This window comes from Mesorhizobium sp. M0159 (assembly GCF_040322295.1).
Taxonomy (GTDB): Bacteria; Pseudomonadota; Alphaproteobacteria; order Rhizobiales; family Rhizobiaceae; genus Mesorhizobium.
In genome coordinates this window covers 1-18,535 of the sequence record NZ_JAMYTF010000040.1, presented here as the reverse complement: position 1 = coordinate 18,535, position 18,535 = coordinate 1, and the positions used below count along the sequence as shown (strand labels likewise).

General features: G+C 62.2%; 21 protein-coding genes and 2 pseudogenes. 11 read left to right on the top strand and 12 right to left on the bottom strand.

Translation table 11 applies throughout. From position 1 onward, the window contains the following. The first annotated feature begins 12 nt into the window (after positions 1–12). Genes NKJ32_RS27535 through NKJ32_RS27525 form a run of 3 tightly spaced genes read left to right on the top strand, consistent with a single transcriptional unit; the run spans position 13 to position 1,743 of the window. Positions 13–678 carry a glutathione S-transferase family protein gene (locus NKJ32_RS27535; RefSeq protein WP_352829473.1) on the top strand — a complete coding sequence of 222 codons (666 nt, stop codon included), beginning with the start codon at positions 13–15 and terminating at the stop codon, positions 676–678. Positions 679–680: 2 nt separating this feature from the next. Continuing rightward, the gene (locus NKJ32_RS27530) at positions 681–1,091 is read left to right on the top strand and encodes a hypothetical protein (protein WP_023674721.1); all 411 of its coding nucleotides are present in this window, start codon (positions 681–683) and stop codon (positions 1,089–1,091) included. 4 nt (positions 1,092–1,095) lie between these two features. Next, complete coding sequence (locus NKJ32_RS27525) at positions 1,096–1,743, top strand: Pr6Pr family membrane protein (protein ID WP_352829471.1); 648 nt, start codon at positions 1,096–1,098, stop codon at positions 1,741–1,743. Between the two features lie 22 nt (positions 1,744–1,765). Here the strand turns inward: NKJ32_RS27525 and NKJ32_RS27520 are convergent, their stop codons facing one another. The 3 genes from NKJ32_RS27520 to NKJ32_RS27510 form a co-directional block, all read right to left on the bottom strand. Next, entirely contained in the window at positions 1,766–2,068 is a 303-nt protein-coding gene (locus NKJ32_RS27520) for a hypothetical protein (protein WP_245274623.1), read from the bottom strand. A gap of 97 nt (positions 2,069–2,165) precedes the next feature. Then, positions 2,166–2,423: a type II toxin-antitoxin system prevent-host-death family antitoxin gene (locus tag NKJ32_RS27515; RefSeq protein ID WP_245274625.1), complete on the bottom strand. Its 258-nt coding sequence runs from the start codon at positions 2,421–2,423 to the stop codon at positions 2,166–2,168. 210 nt (positions 2,424–2,633) lie between these two features. After that, positions 2,634–2,885 carry a DUF1127 domain-containing protein gene (locus NKJ32_RS27510; RefSeq protein WP_023674717.1) on the bottom strand — a complete coding sequence of 84 codons (252 nt, stop codon included), beginning with the start codon at positions 2,883–2,885 and terminating at the stop codon, positions 2,634–2,636. Positions 2,886–2,978: 93 nt separating this feature from the next. On the opposite strand from NKJ32_RS27510, the gene NKJ32_RS27505 reads away from it, so the two are divergent. The 3 genes from NKJ32_RS27505 (at position 2,979) to NKJ32_RS27495 (ending at position 7,097) form a co-directional block, all read left to right on the top strand. Next, positions 2,979–4,391, top strand: a complete 1,413-nt coding sequence (locus NKJ32_RS27505) for an aminotransferase-like domain-containing protein (protein WP_352829469.1) — start codon at positions 2,979–2,981, stop codon at positions 4,389–4,391. 148 nt (positions 4,392–4,539) lie between these two features. Beyond that, complete coding sequence (purL, locus tag NKJ32_RS27500; protein WP_352829467.1) at positions 4,540–6,777, top strand: phosphoribosylformylglycinamidine synthase subunit PurL; 2,238 nt, start codon at positions 4,540–4,542, stop codon at positions 6,775–6,777. 86 nt (positions 6,778–6,863) lie between these two features. Next, positions 6,864–7,097 (top strand): BolA/IbaG family iron-sulfur metabolism protein, encoded by a 234-nt coding sequence (locus tag NKJ32_RS27495; RefSeq protein WP_023674714.1) that lies wholly within the window; start codon positions 6,864–6,866, stop codon positions 7,095–7,097. A gap of 12 nt (positions 7,098–7,109) precedes the next feature. Here the strand turns inward: NKJ32_RS27495 and NKJ32_RS27490 are convergent, their stop codons facing one another. Further along, the gene (locus NKJ32_RS27490; RefSeq protein ID WP_352829465.1) at positions 7,110–7,916 is read right to left on the bottom strand and encodes a phosphodiester glycosidase family protein; all 807 of its coding nucleotides are present in this window, start codon (positions 7,914–7,916) and stop codon (positions 7,110–7,112) included. Positions 7,917–8,079: 163 nt separating this feature from the next. On the opposite strand from NKJ32_RS27490, the gene grxD reads away from it, so the two are divergent. Next, on the top strand, positions 8,080–8,415 hold the full coding sequence (gene grxD, locus NKJ32_RS27485; protein WP_023674712.1) for a Grx4 family monothiol glutaredoxin: 336 nt from the start codon (positions 8,080–8,082) through the stop codon (positions 8,413–8,415). 207 nt (positions 8,416–8,622) lie between these two features. Further along, complete coding sequence (locus NKJ32_RS27480; RefSeq protein WP_352829503.1) at positions 8,623–9,822, top strand: multidrug effflux MFS transporter; 1,200 nt, start codon at positions 8,623–8,625, stop codon at positions 9,820–9,822. Between the two features lie 18 nt (positions 9,823–9,840). Here the strand turns inward: NKJ32_RS27480 and NKJ32_RS35565 are convergent, their stop codons facing one another. The 4 genes and pseudogenes from NKJ32_RS35565 to rpsD all read right to left on the bottom strand — a co-directional run bounded on the left by NKJ32_RS35565 (position 9,841) and on the right by rpsD (position 12,772). Further along, the gene (locus NKJ32_RS35565; RefSeq protein WP_352457787.1) at positions 9,841–10,248 is read right to left on the bottom strand and encodes a UCP034077 family protein; all 408 of its coding nucleotides are present in this window, start codon (positions 10,246–10,248) and stop codon (positions 9,841–9,843) included. A gap of 49 nt (positions 10,249–10,297) precedes the next feature. Next, positions 10,298–11,124, bottom strand: a pseudogene (locus NKJ32_RS27470) (inositol monophosphatase family protein). Next, positions 11,114–11,995, bottom strand: coding sequence for a tRNA 2-thiocytidine(32) synthetase TtcA (gene ttcA / locus NKJ32_RS27465; protein ID WP_352457797.1), 882 nt, complete (start codon positions 11,993–11,995; stop codon positions 11,114–11,116). The pseudogene NKJ32_RS27470 and the gene ttcA overlap by 11 nt, the downstream one beginning before the upstream one ends. Positions 11,996–12,154: 159 nt before the next feature. Beyond that, on the bottom strand, positions 12,155–12,772 hold the full coding sequence (gene rpsD / locus NKJ32_RS27460; RefSeq protein WP_023717376.1) for a 30S ribosomal protein S4: 618 nt from the start codon (positions 12,770–12,772) through the stop codon (positions 12,155–12,157). Positions 12,773–13,152: 380 nt separating this feature from the next. Here rpsD and NKJ32_RS27455 point away from each other — a divergent pair, with 380 nt between their 5' ends. Continuing rightward, complete coding sequence (locus NKJ32_RS27455) at positions 13,153–13,365, top strand: hypothetical protein (protein ID WP_023674706.1); 213 nt, start codon at positions 13,153–13,155, stop codon at positions 13,363–13,365. A gap of 90 nt (positions 13,366–13,455) precedes the next feature. On the opposite strand, the gene NKJ32_RS27450 is transcribed toward NKJ32_RS27455, so the two are convergent. The 4 genes from NKJ32_RS27450 to NKJ32_RS27435 all read right to left on the bottom strand — a co-directional run bounded on the left by NKJ32_RS27450 (position 13,456) and on the right by NKJ32_RS27435 (position 16,282). Continuing rightward, complete coding sequence (locus NKJ32_RS27450; protein WP_023674705.1) at positions 13,456–13,644, bottom strand: DUF3008 family protein; 189 nt, start codon at positions 13,642–13,644, stop codon at positions 13,456–13,458. A 76-nt stretch (positions 13,645–13,720) separates the two neighbouring features. Beyond that, on the bottom strand, positions 13,721–14,533 hold the full coding sequence (gene murI / locus NKJ32_RS27445; protein WP_352788505.1) for a glutamate racemase: 813 nt from the start codon (positions 14,531–14,533) through the stop codon (positions 13,721–13,723). A gap of 157 nt (positions 14,534–14,690) precedes the next feature. Further along, positions 14,691–15,335 (bottom strand): DUF805 domain-containing protein, encoded by a 645-nt coding sequence (locus tag NKJ32_RS27440; protein WP_352750200.1) that lies wholly within the window; start codon positions 15,333–15,335, stop codon positions 14,691–14,693. Between the two features lie 80 nt (positions 15,336–15,415). Next, the gene (locus NKJ32_RS27435) at positions 15,416–16,282 is read right to left on the bottom strand and encodes an RNA methyltransferase (RefSeq protein WP_352829459.1); all 867 of its coding nucleotides are present in this window, start codon (positions 16,280–16,282) and stop codon (positions 15,416–15,418) included. A 206-nt stretch (positions 16,283–16,488) separates the two neighbouring features. Here NKJ32_RS27435 and NKJ32_RS27430 point away from each other — a divergent pair, with 206 nt between their 5' ends. Both NKJ32_RS27430 and NKJ32_RS27425 read left to right on the top strand, forming a co-directional pair. Next, positions 16,489–17,700: an NADP-dependent isocitrate dehydrogenase gene (locus tag NKJ32_RS27430; protein ID WP_352637806.1), complete on the top strand. Its 1,212-nt coding sequence runs from the start codon at positions 16,489–16,491 to the stop codon at positions 17,698–17,700. Between the two features lie 11 nt (positions 17,701–17,711). After that, a pseudogene (locus tag NKJ32_RS27425) lies at positions 17,712–18,338 on the top strand (glutathione S-transferase family protein). Positions 18,339–18,535 lie beyond the last annotated feature (197 nt).

The window sequence follows — 18,535 nt, the reverse complement described above, 5'->3', positions numbered from 1 at the left end:
GGAGCGACGGTCATGAAACTCTATTCGCGGCCGTTGTCGCCCTATTCGTCGATCGTGCGGGCGTTGGCCTACATCAAGAACGTGCCGCTCAAGCTCATGGCACCGCCACTGGGGTTTCCCATCCCCGAGGCATTTCGTGCCATCTCGCCGCTCAACAGGATTCCGGTGCTGATCACCGGTTCCGGCGAAACGATCGTCGAATCGGTAGTCATTGCCGAATATCTGGAGGAGCGTTTCCCCGAGCCGGCGCTGCTGCCCAAGGATACGAAAGACCGGGCGTTGGTGCGCATGTTCGCCCGCATCACCGACCTTGACGTGCTCGCCCCGACCATGAAGCTGTTCGAACTCTATTTCGTGCCGCAGCGCAACGAGGCGGAGATCAAGGCACAGTTCGCCCGATTGCATCACGGGCTTGCGGCAATCGAGGCCCGCATGGCGCATGGCCCGTTCGCGCTCGGCGACGACATCTCCTTTGCCGATGCGTGGTTGACGCCGACCCGCTTCGTCTTCAACAATTTCAGGACAACGATGGGCCGCCCCGATTTGCTTGACGCCTATCCGAAATTCGATGCCTACGAGCAAATCGCCTTGCAGCATCCGGCGCTGTCGCGCGTCTGGGGTGAGATGACAGACGGTCTGAAGATCTTTCTGTCCGAACTCGAGATGGGCGCCGCTTGAACATGAGACCGACGACCACGCGCCTCGCCGTCGCTACTGCCGCCGGGCTTGTACTCGCCTCATGCCAGTCAGGCCCGAAGAGCACGCCGGCGCCGGCGGGCAAGAGCGCGTCACTGCTTGCCATGGAACAGGTGGCAATCGGTGCCCACAAATGCTGGATCGCCAGCAAGGACCCTGCCTTCAAATCTTACCAGATGGCCAACGAACTGAATTCGTTTAGCGGCACGCCCCGCTTCCTGCTGGTGCCGGCCAAGCATTATGGCGGAAAGCCGCTGCTGGTCGTGCAGGCGCAAGGCAATTCGAGCCGCGTCGACGTGTTCGGCCCATTGATGGCGGAACCGCTCGGCGCGCGCATTGGCTCGGACATTGCCCGCTGGCAGGCGGGCAATCCGGCCTGCGGCGCTGCTGCCTAGCCCAATGGGTCGCCTGCTGCAGATCATCGGTCTGGTCGTCGGCCTGGCCGGGCTCGTCCTGCAGCTCTGCATCACCGTTCCGGCGTCAATGGACGCCGGCCGCGGCTTTGTCGGCTCGCTGGTCTTCTATTTCAGCTTCTTCACCATCCTGACCAACATCGGCGCGGTGCTCGTCCATGCCTCGTTGCTGTCGTCGACGGGTTATGCCTGGTTTCCGGCCTTTTCCGCGCCACGGATGCGGGCGGGCGTAGCCGTCGCCATAACGCTGGTCCTCATCGTTTATGCAACGGTCCTGGCGCAGCTTTGGCAGCCGCAAGGGCTGTTCCTGCTCTGCGATGTGCTCCTGCACTATGTGACGCCGGTGTTGTTCGTGCTGTGGTGGCTTGTGGCAGGCGCCGACGGCTCGACGCGGTGGCGCGACATCTCCTGGTGGATGATCTATCCGATCGCCTATCTGGCCTACGCGCTGCTGCGGGCGCCGATTGCCGGTGAAGTGCCCTACCCGTTCCTCGATCTCGCCAAGAACGGCGCGACCAGCGTCGCCGTCTCGGCTCTGGCCATCACCGGGCTCTTTCTGATGCTGTGCATCGTGGCGGTGCTTGTGGACCACGGTGTCACGCGGATCAGGGCGGCGGGCGTTCATCCGCGATGATGCTCTCCCGCCGCGGCAGCCTTTAGCGTCTTGGCACGGTTCGCGCGGCGCCTGCACGGATCGCCGCAGCAGCTTCGCCAGCGATCCGTGACATGAACTTGCGCGTGAATTGGCCGAGCGGCTTGGCATCTTCGAGCGCCCAGCTCGTCGCGAGATCATCGGTGTTGAATTCGTCGACGATAACCCAGGCTGGGGTAAAGAGGGTGGCGCGGCGGGCCTCGGTCTCAGGAATCTCAACATAGTGCGCGCCAGGTCGTGGCGGCTGGCTCGTGATTGGAAAGAGCAGGGCCTGCTTGCGGCCATTCTTGCCGGCAACGATCAGCATAACGCAAGTCGGCCGCGCCTTGCGTCCGCTTTCCTCGCCCCGGTCATATTCCCTTGCCCACAAATAGGAATAGAGAATGATCTGTCCGTGGCCGGGTTCAGTCATCCCGAACATCATCTCGCGCGACTGCGTCGAGGCCGGTTAGAAGCCTGTCGCGTTCCTCGGCCGACAGATCCTCGACGCGGTGTGCCCGTTGCGCGCTGCGACTGGTGATGCGGTCGAACTGCTCTGCCGTCAGGAGAACGAACTTGCGCTTGCCGCGCTTGGTGATGTCAACAGGGCCGCGGAACGCGGCCTCAACAACCTCGCCGGATTTGTTGCCGAGATCTGTGAGGGTGAAACTAGCCACGGTCATCTCCTTCGTTATCCCGAAAATAAGGGAATTAGCTATTTTCAGCAATACCCCTATTCACTGGAGACGTCGCGAGCGAATGCTGTGAGGGCACGAAGGAGGATGGTATCTCAGTGATGAAGAAGATCGCGTTGGTTCCGATGTCGATATTGACGCTCTCGTCTAACCGCCGATATGCCACGCGACGTTCGAGACGGAGCATCCGGCTGCTTCTCAGTCCCAAAACGCCCTCAGCCCCTCACGATGGGCATCGCAACGCGAGATACCGATGTCCTTGAGCTGGTCGTCAGTCATCTCGAGCAGGACCAGCCGGCTGCGCCGGCGATCCATTAACCCGTCGATCCACCTCGCGAAGGATCTGAGCGTACGCACCAGCCGACTGACATAGGTTGGCCTGCCCGGCGGGCGCGCCACCTGCACCTGCAATTCAACTGCGGCGTAGCGGATTGTCTCTATTGTACCCATTTTCTTTCTACCAAGATTGCAATTGTGCCTTTTCGTACGGCCCGCTTCATATGTATTGACTCTCATTTCGGTGCAATGTAAAAAATTGTCACCATGACAACTTGGCTTCCAGACCTTACCGCCGGCACCGGCCCGCTCTATCAGCGGCTTGCTGATTCCATCGAGACGGACATCGACCGCGGCCTGATCGGTGCAGGGGCAAAGCTGCCGCCGCAGCGCGATCTGGCATACGACCTCGGCACGACCGTCGGCACGGTCGGCAGGGCCTATCAATTGCTGCGCGAGCGGGGATTGGTCAGCGGCGAGGTCGGCCGCGGAACCTATGTCATCGCTCAACAGTCGGAGAGCGCAAAGCCGGATTTCCTGGTGCCGGTCGAACAAGGCACGCGCTATATGGATGCGCCCGGCAACAAGCTGCGCTTCGATAGCACGGCCGCACCGGACGTCGGCCAGGGTGCCATCGTCGCCGACGTGTTGACACGCACGGCGCAAGACCATCCGCATGAGATTTCAAGCTATACTCGTGATTTCCCGGACCGCTGGTTCGAAGCGGGCAGGCGCTGGCTGTCGCGAAATTCCTATCGCCCGGCGGCGGATGCAATCGTTCCCACGCTCGGCACCCACGCCGCAGTGATGGCAACCATTGCGGGGCTCACCGCCCCCGGCGACTATGTCGTCTTCGAGCACCTCACCTATTCGCAGATCTCGCGCAGTGCCGGCCTGATCGGTCGCCGGACCGCACTGGTGGCGACTGACGACGAGGGCATCGATCCCCAGGATTTCGAGCGCGTCTGCGCACAAAAGCACCCGAAGATGATGTTTTTGATGCCGACGGCCAAGAACCCGACGCTGACAACGCTGTCGGCATCGCGCCGCGAGGCAATCGCGCATGTCGCCCGTCAATATAACGTCGTCCTGATCGAGGACGATCTCTATGGCGGACTGACCGATGACCCAACGCCTTTAATGGCCGAATATGCTCCCGAACGGACCATCGTTGCCGGCGGCCTGTCGAAATCGGTTGCGGCGGGTGTTCGCGGCGGCTGGCTCGCTTGCCCGCCGGCCTATCGTCACCGCATCCGGGTTGCCCACAAGATGATGACGGGCGGCCTGCCCTTTCTGCTGGCGGAGGTGGGCAGCCGGCTGGTGCTGTCCGGTCAGGCCGCTGAGGTGCGCAAGCGCAGCATTGCCGAGATCGGTGCGCGCATCGCGATCGTGCGCGAGACACTCGACGGCTTCGATTTCAAGGCGCTGGATAACGTGCCGTTCGTCTGGCTCACTTTGCCGGACCCATGGCTTTCCGGCACTTTCAAGCAGGCCTGCCTCGAACATGGCGTGCTCATCGACGACGAGGACGAGTTCAAGGCAGGGCGTTCCGAACAGGCCTTTCACGGCGTGCGGTTTGGCATCTCGCAACCGCGACAGCGGGACGATATCGCGCACGGGGTCGCGGTAATCCGGCGGCTTCTGGACGAAGGCCGCGCCGGCTACGACAGCTTTTCTTGAACCGGCTTGAAACCGGCGGGTCGAGTGGCGATCTTTCGCTACTTGCGGTCAGCTGTTGCTTTCCATCGTTTTAGTCATCCAACGGGGTGTATCGGCTGCAACGCTTGCGATAAGACGGGACTCGATCCCAAGGACACAATTGCCGATCATGACCATTTCCAATTCCGTGCCGATCACTCCTGAACTCATTGCCGCGCACGGGCTGAAGCCCGACGAGTACCAGCGCATCCTCGACCTGGTCGGGCGCGAACCGAGCTTTACCGAACTTGGTATTTTTTCGGCGATGTGGAACGAGCATTGTTCCTACAAATCCTCGAAGAAGTGGCTGCGCACGCTGCCGACCACCGGGCCGCAAGTCATCCAGGGCCCGGGCGAGAATGCCGGCGTGGTCGATATCGGCGACGGCGACTGCGTCGTCTTCAAGATGGAGAGCCACAACCACCCCTCCTACATCGAGCCCTATCAAGGTGCCGCGACCGGCGTCGGCGGCATCCTGCGCGATGTCTTCACCATGGGCGCGCGACCGATCGCGGCGATGAACGCGCTGCGCTTCGGCGCGCCGGACCACCCCAAAACCAGGCATCTGGTTGCCGGCGTCGTTTCCGGCGTCGGCGGCTACGGCAATTCCTTCGGCGTGCCGACGGTCGGCGGCGAGGTCAATTTCGACGCCCGCTACAACGGCAATATCCTGGTCAATGCGTTTGCCGCGGGCCTCGCGAAGACGGACGCAATCTTTCTGTCCGAGGCCAAGGGCGTCGGCCTGCCGGTCGTCTATCTCGGCGCCAAGACCGGGCGCGACGGCGTCGGCGGCGCCACCATGGCCTCGGCAGAGTTCGACGACAAGATCGACGAGAAGCGGCCCACGGTCCAGGTTGGCGATCCCTTCACCGAAAAATGCCTGCTCGAAGCCTGCCTCGAACTGATGGCGTCCGGCGCCGTTATCGCCATCCAGGACATGGGTGCCGCTGGCCTCACCTGCTCGGCGGTCGAGATGGGCGCCAAGGGCGACCTCGGCATCGAGCTCGACCTCGACAAGGTGCCGGTGCGCGAAGAGCGCATGAGCGCCTATGAGATGATGCTGTCGGAGAGCCAGGAGCGCATGCTGATGGTGCTGCGCCCCGAAAAGGAAAAACAGGCCGAGGCGATCTTCCACAAATGGGGCCTCGACTTTGCCATCGTCGGCAAGACCACCGACGATCTGCGCTTTCGCGTGCTGCATCAGGGCGACGAGGTTGCCAATCTGCCGATCAAGGATCTCGGCGACCAGGCGCCGGAATATGACCGTCCCTGGGTCGAGCCGAAGAAGCCGGCGCCGCTGGCCGGCGATGCACCGCGAACCGATGTGGCCGACGCACTGCTCAAGCTGCTGGGCGGACCGGACCTTTCCTCGCGCCGCTGGGTGTGGGAGCAGTACGACACGCTGATCCAGGGCAATTCCCTGCAGCTTCCCGGCGGCGACGCCGGCGTCGTGCGCGTCGACGGTCATCCGACCAAGGCGCTCGCCTTCTCCTCCGACGTGACGCCGCGCTATTGCGAGGCCGACCCTTACGAGGGCGGCAAGCAGGCGGTTGCCGAATGCTGGCGCAATCTTACCGCCACCGGCGCTCTGCCGCTCGCGGCCACCGACAATCTCAATTTCGGCAATCCGGAACGGCCCGAGATCATGGGCCAGCTGGTTGGTGCTGTGAAAGGCATCGGCGATGCCTGCCGGGCGCTTGGCTTTCCGATCGTCTCCGGCAACGTCTCCCTCTATAATGAGACCAACGGACAGGGCATCCTGCCGACACCAACCATCGGCGGCGTCGGTCTGATTGCCGACTGGTCGAAAATGGTGCGCATCGGCTTTGCCGCCGAAGACCAGATGATCGTGCTGGTCGGCGCCCCGACGATATGGGGCTCGCATCTTGGCCAGTCGGTCTATATGCGCGACATCTTTGGCCGCGCCGACGGCCCGCCGCCGCAGGTCGATCTCGGCCACGAGAAGCGGGTCGGCGACCATGTGCGGGCACTGATCGCCTCCGGTGTTGTTACCGCGGCGCATGACGTTTCCGATGGCGGCATCGCGGTGGCGCTGGCCGAGATGGCGATGGCCTCCGGCATCGGCGCGACCATTCCCGGCCTGATCGGTGCAGATCCGATCCCGGTCTGGTTCGGCGAGGACCAGGGCCGTTATCTGCTGACGCTGTCGATCGACCCGCAGAGCGAGCAATGGGACGCCATTCGCGAACAGCAAAACAAGCTCGGCGTTTTTGCGCCGTGGATCGGCTCGACCGGCGGCAGCGAACTGAAGCTGGGCGAGGCGCGTGCGATACCGGTCAGCGAATTGACCGCCGCCCACGAATCCTGGTTCCCTCGCTTCATGGCAAATGAGGTCGTGGACCCGTGATGTGATCGAGTGGGCCCCTTTCCCTGTGGTTCATCCGCCATTTCGACCATATCTATGAGATCACGACCTGAACAAGGAATCCTCACATGGCAATGGACGCCCACGACATCGAACGGCTGATCAAGGAAGGCATTCCGGACGCCAAGGTGACGATTCGCGACCTGGCCGGCGACGGCGACCATTATGCGGCTGAGGTTGTGGCCGAAAGCTTTCGCGGCAAAAGCCGCGTCCAGCAGCACCAGATGGTCTATGACGCGCTGAAGGGCAACATGGGCGGCGTACTGCACGCGCTTGCCCTGCAGACCAGCGTGCCGGACTGAGCTCTCTTGCAGTTACCGGCTCGCAAGCTTCTTACCGGTCACGGCAATGATCGGCCCCGCCGGATACTTTCCACCCACAATCATCCGCTCGCCGTTCGACAGCGCAGAAACGACCCCGTCGAAGAAAAGCGCGTTGGGACAATCGAGCGCATCCCGGAATAGCCGTGCGAAGCTGCCGAGGCTGACTTCAGAGCGTGAGATCGCCAGCACGACCGTATTTTCGTCACGCACGCCGACGCCATTGCGGATATAGCGTGATGTGCCGTTCTGCTCGAAGCGGGGATGAAGCCGGCCGTCTATCACCAGCATCGGGCCGGATTGCGTGGCAAACATCACGTCCAGTCTGGTCGCAGCATAGGCGCTTGTCTCCATGACCGCCGCCTTGCCGTCCTTGCGGACCAGGAATACGCCATTCGGTTTCAGGAAGAAATTGCCTCCGCTGCCGGCGACGTTGATCGGCGCCTTCTCCCGGCCGTCTTCGACGAGAAGGCCGACTGGGGTCAGGTCTTGGTGATACATGCCGGCGTTCATGGCGAGCAGCACCGTCCGGCCCTGATCCGCCATCGCCTTGTCGAATTTGTCCAGTGAACCGAAAGCCTTGCCGTCGAGGCCTGTGTGGAACACACCGACGTCATAGCGGCGCAGATCGATTTCGCAGACGACATAGGCGACCGCCTCGAAGCTCGCGTCGCGGCACGGCGCCGGTAATTCACCGCCGACGACGAGAGATGGCTGTCTCGGCGACCTGGCCCACCAGATCAAGGACAGTGCGGCGAACAGAACGGCGAGGAGGAACCCGGCGAGATATCGTCTTTTCATCGCGACTCGGGAAAGATGGTGGCCAACGCTCTTGGCCCAAGATCAGACGTTCCTTTGCGCCATTTGCATGGCAAGGCGGCAAACATCTTGTTTCGCGCAACCCATGGGTTTATTTGAAGGGTAATGTTCGAGCCTGACTCCCACAGGCATGAAAGGGTATTCCATGAGCGGCATCAACGACTACATCGACAATGAAGTGAAGGGCAACGACGTCGTTCTCTTCATGAAGGGCACGCCCGGCTTCCCGCAATGCGGATTTTCCGGCCAGGTCGTGCAGATCCTCGACTATATCGGCGCCGACTATAAGGGCGTCGACGTGCTGACGTCGGCCGAACTGCGGCAAGGCATCAAGGACTATTCCAACTGGCCGACCATCCCGCAGCTCTACGTCAAGGGCGAGTTCGTCGGCGGCTGCGACATCATCCGCGAGATGTTCCAGGCGGGCGAATTGCAGACCTTCCTCGTCGAAAAGGGCGTCAGCGTCAAAGGCGCCGCCTGACTTCTGTTTCTGCGTATGACCTTCCGCCTGCGATTTTCGGGGGTCATGCGCTAAGCGCCGGGGCAGCCCCCACCTTGGCAAAAAGTTCTGCCCGCTATCGGGCAATCAACGAATGGATGCGTCGGCACGCCGGCGCATTTTCGTTTGAAGATCGGACTGGCCGTGGATCAGCAAGCACAAGCGCAGCAAAAGGCAGGCATCTTGCCTATTCCGCGCTGGGAATTCATTGCGCTATGCGCGGCGCTGATGGCGCTCAATTCGCTGGCCATCGATATCATGCTGCCGGCGCTGCAGCAGATCGGCGCCTCGCTTGGCGTCGAAAATGAAAACCACCGGCAATATGTGATCACCGCCTACATCCTGGGCTTTGGCGGCGGACAGCTGTTCTTCGGGCCGATCTCGGACCGTTTCGGGCGCCGCGCGCCTCTTGTCGCAGGGCTGGTGATCTACGTCGTGGCGGCGGGCGCTGCGGCAATCGCCCCGTCATTCGCCACGCTTCTGCTATGCCGGGCCGTGCAAGGCATCGGTGCGGCGGCGACGCGCGTCATTGCCGTCTCGATCGTGCGCGATACGTTCGACGGAAGGCGCATGGCCGAAGTCATGTCCTTGATCTTCATGGTGTTCATGGCCATTCCGGTGGTGGCGCCCGGTATCGGCCAGTTCATCATGCTGTTTGCGACCTGGCATGTGATCTTCGTCACCATGGCAGCCGGCGCGCTGATCGTGTCCGCCTGGTCGCTGCTGCGCCTGCCCGAGACACTACACCCCGAATATCGCCGGCCGCTGACGTTGTCCTCCATCATCGGCGGCTTCCGCATCGTTCTCACCAACCGCATCGCGCTCTGCTACGCCTTCGCCAGCACCTTCATCTTCGGCGCCATGTTCGGCTTCATCGCCTCGGCCCAGCAGATCTATGTTAGCGTGTTCAATGTCGGCGAGGTGTTCCCGGTCATCTTCGCGGGGGTTGCCGGTGTGCTTGCTTTTTCGAACTACCTCAACTCGCGCCTCGTCGGCCGCATCGGCATGCGCCGTCTGTCGCAAAGCGCGCTGCTGCTGTTTCTGGCCATCAGCCTTGCCTGGCTGGTCGTTTCCATCGAAATAAAGATGCCGCTCTGGCTCTTCATTACCTTCTTTGCCTGCGCCATGGTCCCGTTCGGCGCGCTCGGCGCGAACTTCAACGCGCTCGCTATGGAGCCGCTGGGGCACCTGGCCGGCACTGCGTCGTCGATCCTTGGGTTCATGCAGACATTTCTTGGCGGCATTCTCGGCACGCTGATTGGCCAAGCCTTCAACGGCACGGTGACGCCGCTGGCCGCCGGGTTCTGCAGCGTGTCGGTGGCGGCGCTGCTGATGATCCTGCTGGCCGAGCGCGGCAGACTGTTCCAGCCGCATAACCCGCCGGTTTAATGCCCATTGCGCGTGCGCCTAGGATGCACCCTCACTGACCGCGGTGAAGCGAGGGAACAGCGTACGTCCTGCGATTGCTCCACCCATACTGTCCGAAACGGGCAGTGGAAGAGCCTTGTCGAGCGCCTCGAGGACGGAAGCCACGAAGGCCCGGTTGAGCGGACCATCGTCCCCTAGATGTGAGTAGGTGACGCGCGGCTTGCCGATAAGCGTGCCGTTTCGGCGAATTGAGAACTGCAGCGTCAGGGTCATGCCCGCGCTTCCGCGCGGCGGCTTCCAACAGGCGAAGATCGCGGAGAACATCTCGTCTATGGTGTCGACGGAGTCGGGACTGCGACATGCGCGTTCCCCAGCTCTTGCTTCATTGACACCGGCAACCAAGGCAAGGGCAAAGGCCGTTGCAACAATTGCGGACCGAGGTTTCATTCGAGATCTCCGGTTTCGCACAAGATTGGACAACTTTGGCAGCGAAGAGTTATTCCGCCCAGAGCTCGCGGCGCAGCTCCCGCCAGCTCTCCCGGTCCGGCGCGACCAGCAGGCCACCTCCGACATGCGACGGCAGATAGGCGCTGCCGTCGAAGCGCGCGGCATGGCCGCCGGCCTCCGCATGGATCAGCACGCCGGCCAAGTGGTCCCAAGGCATCAGCTTGTTGTAGACGACGAAATGGCCGTGGCCGCTGGCCAGCAGGCGGTATTCATGGGCGGCGCAGCGATAATTGAACTGCGATAGCGACTTGGTCTGGTTGCGCGCCAAACGTGAGCGGTCCGGCTCGGGCACATAGTGCCATGAGACCGCACCGGTCATTTCCGACATCGGCGCCGGTTTGGCGACATGGACCTTTTCCAGATCGCCATGGGCATGGCGGATATGGCTGCCGGCGCCACTAACGCCGATCAGCCAATCCTTGCCGACGGGATCGTGAATGATGCGGCGACCGTCTCGCCCTTGATCACGACGCCAAGCATGACGCCGAACAGCGGCACGCCGGAGGCGAAGTTGAAGGTGCCGTCGACCGGGTCGATGACGAAGGCGAGTTCGGCATCGCCGAGACCGTCGAGCAGCGTCGGGTCGTCGGAGCAGGCCTCCTCGCCGACGATCATTGCGTGGGGATAACGCTGGCGCAGCCTGGCGGTGATGAGCCGTTCGGCATTGACGTCGGCCTCGGTGACGAGATCGGCGGCCGAGGTCTTGCGACGGACGTCGCCCTCGCTCAACCGGCGAAAGCGTGGCATGATCTCGGCGACGGCGGCTTCCGACAGAAGGTCGGCAAGCCAGTCGATCGCGCTATCGTCAAATGTCATCGGGACGCCTGGTGGTGAGGGTTTCGTTGAGGGCGGCGAAATCGAACAGCTTCCTGTCGAGCAGATGCGAACGCCGCACATTGGTCATGGCGTGGATCATCGTGTCCTTGCGGCCGGGCATGCGCTTCTCGATGTCGTCGAGCATCGCCTTCATGGCGTTGCGCTGCAGGCCTTCCTGGCTACCGCACAGATCGCACGGAATGATCGGGAATTTCATGGCGCCGGCGAATTTCTCGAGATCGGCTTCCGCACAATAGGCGAGCGGCCGCAGCACCATGACATCGCCTTCGTCATTGAGCAGCTTCGGCGGCATGGCGGCCAGGCGCCCGCCATGGAACAGGTTCATGAAGAAGGTTTCCAGTATGTCCTCGCGGTGGTGGCCGAGCACCAGCGCCGAGCAGCCCTCCTCGCGGGCAATGCGATAGAGATGGCCGCGCCGTAGCCGCGAGCACAGCGAGCAATAGGTGCTGCCCTCGGCCAGCTTGTCGGTGACCACCGAATAGGTGTCCTGATATTCGATGCGATGCGGAATGGCATATCTATCGAGATAATCGGGCAATATGTGCTTGGGAAAGTTCGGCTGGCCCTGGTCGAGATTGCAGGCTAACAGCTCGACCGGCAGCAGCCCGCGCCATTTGAGATCGAGCAGAACGGCAAGCAGGCCGTAGGAATCCTTGCCGCCCGACAGAGCGACCAGCCAACGGTCGCCGGGCCTCACCATGGAGAAATCGTCGATCGCCTGGCGGGCAAGCCGCAACAGCCGTTTGCGCAGCTTGTTGAACTCGACGGAGGACGGCACATCGGCAAACAGAGGATGAAAGCCGCCTTCGGCGTCGGCGACCGGTTCGAGCGTTTCGGCGTCTGGCTGCATGTTCACGGCGCGTCGGCCCCAAGATCCTGTTGCCGCCCGCAGTAGCGCATCGGACCGAAAATCGAAATCGATTTCGGAATCACGCCGCGGAAAAGGAACGAAAAAAGAAAAGGCCGCCTCGACGGGCGGCCTTCGATTGTATCGCGACGAACGCGACGATCAGCGCGAATAGAATTCGACGACCAAGTTCGGTTCCATCTGCACGGCAAACGGAACGTCCGCCAGGCCGGGGATGCGCGTGAAGGCCGCGGTCATCTTGTTGTGATCGGCTTCAATATAATCGGGCACGTCGCGCTCGGCCAGGCCCACCGATTCCAGCACAATGACCAGCTGCTTCGACTTCTCGCGCACTTCGATGACATCGCCCGGCTTGCAGCGGTACGAGCCGATGTTGACGCGCTTGCCGTTGACGTTGACGTGGCCATGATTGACGAACTGGCGCGCCGCAAAGATGGTCGGCACGAACTTGGCGCGGTAGACGACTGCGTCGAGGCGCGATTCGAGCAGGCCGATCAGGTTCTCCGAGGTGTCGCCCTTGCGGCGGTCCGCCTCTTCATAGACCTTGCGGAACTGCTTTTCCGAAACGTCGCCATAGTGGCCCTTCAGCTTCTGCTTGGCGCGCAGCTGCAGGCCGAAATCGGAAAGCTTGCCCTTGCGGCGCTGGCCGTGCTGGCCGGGGCCGTATTCACGCTTGTTGACCGGGGACTTCGGGCGGCCCCAGATGTTTTCGCCAAGACGGCGGTCGATCTTGTACTTCGCGGATTCGCGCTTGCTCATCGCATTCCCTTTCAAAACAATGCACCCGGAACCTCATGGTCCGGGTGAAGGAAACGCGCCCTCCTCTGGCCTCCGTTTTCGAGACCTGACAGGGTTTTCCACGCAACGCGACGGAAAACCCACGGGACACGTCATTTCAAACAAGACATAAGGAAAGTAAAACCGGCTTCCCAAACGTCTTGCACACATAAAGAAAACCACCGGGCATTGCGGCCCGGTGTTGGTGGGCTGGTTAAACGGAGATTTAACCGCTGTCAAGCTTCTGGCTGGCGCGAATCGCCGAACCGGATAGTGTTACGGTTGTAGAACATGCCGGATGTGGCGGGAGGTTGCGCCAGCGGCATCAGGAAGGGACTGAAGTCAGAGGAGCTGGAATTCGCATGAAGAAGTTCTTCCTTACGTTGGTAGGCGCCGCGGTGATGGCCGGCACGATGGCGGTCGCGCCCGAGCCGGCGCAGGCCCGGCATTGGCACGGGCACAGGCATCACCAGGTCTGCCGCATCGTGGTCAAGAAGAAGGTGGTATGGCGCCATGGTCATCGCAAGGTCATCCGCTACAAAGTGCGGCGCTGCGGGTGGGGCTGGAACTGGTAATTTTCGCCCTCGCCCGCTGAGACTTCATGGCCCGCGGTTCAGCCGCGGGCCTTTTATCGACCGGCATCCGCCGTCAGAATGGCCAGTCGATCAGTGTTTCGACTTCTTTTCCGGCAGGCCCTTGCGCTTGGTCTCGGCGAATTCCTCGAGCTGTTTTTCGCTCATGGATTTATACATTCCCTTCGACGCGCCTTTGAGCGCGCCCTTCTTGGTCTCGCCGCGCTTGGCTGACAATGCCGCGCCGGCCGCTTTCTGCTGGGCTTTTGAGGTGGCTGGCATGATGGTTTCTCCCGTTTCCGATGAGAGGAAAACGCATTGTCTGGTGTGATGTTCCCAAAGCGAAAATTGCTTGCGGTCAGGATATCGCCAAGCCAAATCCCTGCATCAGCCGGCGCGTCGGAAAATCGGCGCTGTTCGAGGTGAAGAATGCAAGGTCGGCGCCTTCCGGCAGTGCCTCTCTGCGATAACCGGCCTCGGTATCGGCAAGCAGCGAGAGCGCGCGGCGTGCGATCGCCTCGGCCGGGTCGAGCCAGTCGACCGGCCACGGTGCTGTCTTGCGCATGCGGTTGGCCAAAAACGGATAATGGGTGCAGGCAAGCACGATGATGTCGGTGCGCAGCCCGTCATGCTCGACGAAGCACGGCGCGATCTCTGCGCGCACGGCGTCCTCGTCGACAAAACCATCGCGCATATAGGCTTCGGCCAATCCCGCCAGCCTGTCGCTGCCGACCAGGCGGACATGGCATTTCTGCGCCCATTTGCTGATCAGGTCGCGCGTGTACTGGCGCTTGACGGTGCCGGGCGTAGCCAGCACCGAAACCAGGCCTGAGCGCGTGCGTTCCGCCGCCGGCTTGATGGCCGGCACGGTGCCGACGAAAGGGTGGCCGGGAAACCTTTCGCGCAACGCATCTATGACCAGTGTTGAGGCGGTGTTGCAGGCGATGACCGAAATGGCCGGCGAAAACCGGTCGAGCAGCCTGGCGAACAACTCCAGGATATGTGTTCTCAGCGCCGGTTCCTCCCAGGCGCCGAAGGGGAACGCCGCGTCGTCGGCGACATAGATGAAGCGGCGGTCAGGCATCAGCACGCGCGCCTCACGCAGCACGGTGAGGCCGCCAATGCCGGAATCGAACATCAGGATCGGACGGGCGCTCGATGGATCGGTCATTGTCATTGAGTCACTAAAGGCTGGGAATCACTAAGGGCTGGGAATCACAAACGAGATCACGAGGGCAGGCCCGGCCCATGCTTTCTGCTTCGGCCAATGATGCTTTATCCCGGCCGCTTCTATGTGGAACCATCATGGCCTTGATGCGGCGAGCCGGTCACACAAGGCCGCGCTTGCCGAAGCCGCCGGGCCGCGGCCGGCCGTTCGCCGGAGATGCAGGTTGAGATGCAGGGTGGTTCGACGGCACCGGCGCGGCCCGCGTGGCGTAGGCTGGAGCCAGGGCCGTCGCGCCGGCGGCTGACGCTGAATGGAGCGCGGCGGCGCCGCGCAGCGGCCCGGGCGGGTCGAAATCGTCGAAACTCAGGGATGACGCCATATCCGCAGAGCCACCGCCCGCCGGCTTGCCCGCCAAGATGACGGCCCACAGCCCGACAAGAGCTAATCCCAACAGGTTAAGGCCGGAATGCGAATCTTCGCCGTCGAATTTCACGACAAGAACAGTGCCGGCCTGCAGGATCGCGAACAGCGTCGAGAACACGATATACGACCAAAGGATCCAACCCGACCCTTGCGCGTCGCGGCTTCGACGCCAGGCGAAATTCGCGCGGAACAGAACGATCACCAGCGAGGTAACGAGAACAGCCGCGGCCAGCCCTTCCCTGGAAGGACCGGGTTTCGAATTGGCCAAACCCTCGAAGCCGACGGTCCCCACGACGCACAGCACAAAGGTCACGATTTCCGCAACCAGCAAGGCCGCGGAATAGAAGAAAAAGCGAAGACGCCCGATATTTGAATTGAACATCGAAAGGACCCATCGTTTTCCAGACAATGGATCACACCAAATAACATTCGGTTACTGGTGAGGTATGGGCAGTTCCGAGGCTAGTCTTTGTCTTTCGCCCTCGCAGCGCGTGCCGCGGCTGCCGGAAGCCGTCTTGGATCGTCGCCGGGCGATCCGTCGCCGCGCGGCATGGCCGGCGAGAACCTGTCCAGCGATGATATTATACCGCGCAGCACCTTGAGCTCCGGCTCGGCAAAGCCGGCGCGGGTCAGCACTGCACGCAAATTGTCGACCATCTTCGGCTTCTTCGCTGCCGGGCGGAAATAGCCGCGCGCCTCGAGTGCACCTTCCAGATACGCAAACAGGCCGTGCAATTCTTCCTTGGTGGCCGGCGGCATTTCGGGGCCGGAGAAGTTGGTCCTGGTCTCGTCTTCCAGGCCGGACTTCATCCATTCATAGGACATCAGCAGGGCCGCCTGGGCGATGTTGAGCGAGGAGAAGGCTGGATAGACGGGGAAGGTGACGATCTCGTCGGCAAGGCCGACCTCGTCATTATAGAGGCCGAAGCGCTCGCGGCCGAACAGGATGCCGGTGCGCTGGCCGGCCCGCTGCCGCGCCCGCAGCGCCCTGCCCGCCTCGACCGGACCGCGCACCGGCTTGTAATTGTCGCGCGCGCGCGCCGTGGTGGCGAAGACGAAGTTCAAATCGACAACCGCCGAGGCCAGATCATCGAACACCTTGACGGCATCGATGACGTGGTCGGCGCGGCTTGCGGCGGCACGCGCCTTCTCGCTCGGCCAGCCGTCGCGCGGATTGACGAGCCGCAGCTCGGTAAGGCCGAAATTGGCCATGGCGCGCGCAACCATGCCGATATTCTCGCCGAGCTGCGGCTCGACCAGGATGATCGTCGGTCCGGACGCTGGAGTTCCGGAGGCAAGAGGGTTGTCGGGATCCTGGGTAGCGGCCATAGTTGTCAGTGAACTGCTGTTTGCGGCATTTCGCAGTCCCCTGCCACATTTGGCGGCGAAAATGAAGCTTTCGCAAGGAATGCCGGCACTACGGCGCGGTTCGCCGTTTGCGCGGCCAAAAAGCCTTTGATATACGGGCCGCATCCCAGGTCCGGCAGCCGTGCGGGCAAGGCCGTTCCGTTCCCCAAAAGCGAGGCATTCTTTCCATGGCGAAGATCAAGGTGGCGAACCCGGTCGTCGAACTCGACGGCGACGAGATGACCCGCATCATCTGGCAGTTCATCAAGGACAAGCTGATCCACCCTTATCTCGACCTCAAGCTCGAATATTACGACCTCGGCATCGAGCACCGCGACGCCACCAACGACCAGGTGACCATCGATTCGGCCAACGCCATCAAGAAATACGGCGTCGGCGTGAAATGCGCGACGATCACGCCCGACGAGCAGCGCGTCGAGGAATTCAAGCTGAAGAAGATGTGGAAGTCGCCGAACGGCACCATCCGCAACATCCTCGGCGGCACCATCTTTCGCGAGCCGATCATCATGAAGAACGTGCCGCGGCTGGTGCCCGGCTGGACCAAGCCGATCATCGTCGGCCGCCACGCCTTCGGCGACCAGTACCGCGCCACCGACTTCCGCTTCCCCGGCAAGGGCAAGCTGACGATCAAATTCGTCGGCGAGGACGGCCAGGTGATCGAGCACGACGTCTTCGACGCACCCGGCGCCGGCGTCGCCATGGCCATGTACAATCTCGACGAATCGATCCGCGAATTCGCCCGCGCCTCCCTGAACTACGGCCTGCTGCGCAATTACCCCGTCTACCTCTCGACCAAGAACACCATCCTCAAAGCCTATGACGGACGCTTCAAGGACATCTTCCAGGAGGTCTACGAGGCGGAGTTCGAAGCAGAATTCAAAGCGAAGAAACTCTGGTACGAGCACCGGCTGATCGACGACATGGTGGCCTCGAGCCTGAAATGGTCGGGTGGCTATGTCTGGGCCTGCAAGAATTATGACGGCGACGTGCAGTCCGACACGGTGGCGCAAGGCTTCGGCTCGCTCGGCCTGATGACCTCGGTGCTGATGACGCCGGACGGCAAGACCGTCGAGGCGGAAGCCGCGCACGGCACCGTCACCCGCCACTATCGCCAGCACCAGAAGCGCGAGGAGACCTCGACCAATTCGATCGCCTCGATCTTTGCCTGGACGCGCGGCCTCGCGCACCGCGCCAAGCTCGACGACAATGCCGAACTGAGGCGCTTTGCCGAGACGCTGGAAAGGGTCTGCATCCAGACGGTCGAGTCCGGCTTCATGACCAAGGACCTGTCGCTGCTGATCGGCCCCGACCAGCCATGGCTTTCGACCACCGGCTTCCTCGACAAGATCGACGAGAATTTGCAGAAAGCGATGGCCTGAGCCCAACCGGCATGGGCAAGCCCGTCGTCTACGGCGCGGACTACAGCGTCTATGTGCGCATCGTGCGGCTGGTGCTGGAGGAAAAGGGCGTCGGCTACGAGCTCGTGCCCGTCGACATCTTTGCCGCGGATGGCATTCCCGGCTGATATTTCGAGCACCAGCCGTTCGGCCGCATCCCGGCCTTCGAGCAGGACGGCTTTCGCCTCTACGAGACCGGCGCGATTGCCCGTTATGTCGACGAAGCCTTTGACGGCCCGGCGCTGCAACCGGTCGAACCTCGGCCTCGAGCACGCCTGAACCAGATCACCGGCCTGCTCGACGCCTACGCCTACAGGACCATGGTCTGGGATGTCGCTGTCGAGCGGCTGGAAAAAACGCCGCCCGACGAAGCCGTGATCGCCAACGGGTTGCGGCAGGCAAGAACGGCATTGCAGGCGCTCTCCTCGCTGAAAGCCGAAGGGCCTTGGCTGTTGGGAACGGACCTGACGCTGGCCGACCTGCACGCCGCACCGATCATCGGCTATTTCGTCAAGGTCGCCGAGGGACAAGCCCTGCTGGCCGAGTTTGCCGATATTCGGGATTGGTATGCGCGCATCACTCAACGCGCGAGTTTTGCGAAAGCCGAAAAGGCAGGGTGACAAAGATACGAGAGGCCGAGGGACAGCACCCCCCTCTGTCCTGCCGGACATCTCCCCCTCAAGGGGGGAGATTGGCAGGTTCATTGCCCCGCTTTTCTTCAATCATTGACAAGAGTTGTGTGCGTCAAGTTCTGCAAAATGGCGTGGCATTGCGGTGACGTCGGCGTGTCCGCCGCGCAGCCCCCGTGTTTAGCGGA

Bases quoted from the DNA above. Each gene is read 5' to 3' on its own strand.
- NKJ32_RS27535 (WP_352829473.1), top strand. From the start codon at position 13: ATGAAACTCTATTCGCGGCCGTTGTCGCCCTATTCGTCGATCGTGCGG.
- NKJ32_RS27530 (WP_023674721.1), top strand. From the start codon at position 681: ATGAGACCGACGACCACGCGCCTCGCCGTCGCTACTGCCGCCGGGCTT.
- NKJ32_RS27525 (WP_352829471.1), top strand. From the start codon at position 1,096: ATGGGTCGCCTGCTGCAGATCATCGGTCTGGTCGTCGGCCTGGCCGGG.
- NKJ32_RS27520 (WP_245274623.1), bottom strand. From the start codon at position 2,068: ATGCTGATCGTTGCCGGCAAGAATGGCCGCAAGCAGGCCCTGCTCTTT.
- NKJ32_RS27515 (WP_245274625.1), bottom strand. From the start codon at position 2,423: ATGACCGTGGCTAGTTTCACCCTCACAGATCTCGGCAACAAATCCGGC.
- NKJ32_RS27510 (WP_023674717.1), bottom strand. From the start codon at position 2,885: ATGGGTACAATAGAGACAATCCGCTACGCCGCAGTTGAATTGCAGGTG.
- NKJ32_RS27505 (WP_352829469.1), top strand. From the start codon at position 2,979: ATGACAACTTGGCTTCCAGACCTTACCGCCGGCACCGGCCCGCTCTAT.
- purL (WP_352829467.1), top strand. From the start codon at position 4,540: ATGACCATTTCCAATTCCGTGCCGATCACTCCTGAACTCATTGCCGCG.
- NKJ32_RS27495 (WP_023674714.1), top strand. From the start codon at position 6,864: ATGGCAATGGACGCCCACGACATCGAACGGCTGATCAAGGAAGGCATT.
- NKJ32_RS27490 (WP_352829465.1), bottom strand. From the start codon at position 7,916: ATGAAAAGACGATATCTCGCCGGGTTCCTCCTCGCCGTTCTGTTCGCC.
- grxD (WP_023674712.1), top strand. From the start codon at position 8,080: ATGAGCGGCATCAACGACTACATCGACAATGAAGTGAAGGGCAACGAC.
- NKJ32_RS35565 (WP_352457787.1), bottom strand. From the start codon at position 10,248: ATGAAACCTCGGTCCGCAATTGTTGCAACGGCCTTTGCCCTTGCCTTG.
- ttcA (WP_352457797.1), bottom strand. From the start codon at position 11,995: ATGCAGCCAGACGCCGAAACGCTCGAACCGGTCGCCGACGCCGAAGGC.
- rpsD (WP_023717376.1), bottom strand. From the start codon at position 12,772: ATGAGCAAGCGCGAATCCGCGAAGTACAAGATCGACCGCCGTCTTGGC.
- NKJ32_RS27455 (WP_023674706.1), top strand. From the start codon at position 13,153: ATGAAGAAGTTCTTCCTTACGTTGGTAGGCGCCGCGGTGATGGCCGGC.
- NKJ32_RS27450 (WP_023674705.1), bottom strand. From the start codon at position 13,644: ATGCCAGCCACCTCAAAAGCCCAGCAGAAAGCGGCCGGCGCGGCATTG.
- murI (WP_352788505.1), bottom strand. From the start codon at position 14,533: ATGACCGATCCATCGAGCGCCCGTCCGATCCTGATGTTCGATTCCGGC.
- NKJ32_RS27440 (WP_352750200.1), bottom strand. From the start codon at position 15,335: ATGTTCAATTCAAATATCGGGCGTCTTCGCTTTTTCTTCTATTCCGCG.
- NKJ32_RS27435 (WP_352829459.1), bottom strand. From the start codon at position 16,282: ATGGCCGCTACCCAGGATCCCGACAACCCTCTTGCCTCCGGAACTCCA.
- NKJ32_RS27430 (WP_352637806.1), top strand. From the start codon at position 16,489: ATGGCGAAGATCAAGGTGGCGAACCCGGTCGTCGAACTCGACGGCGAC.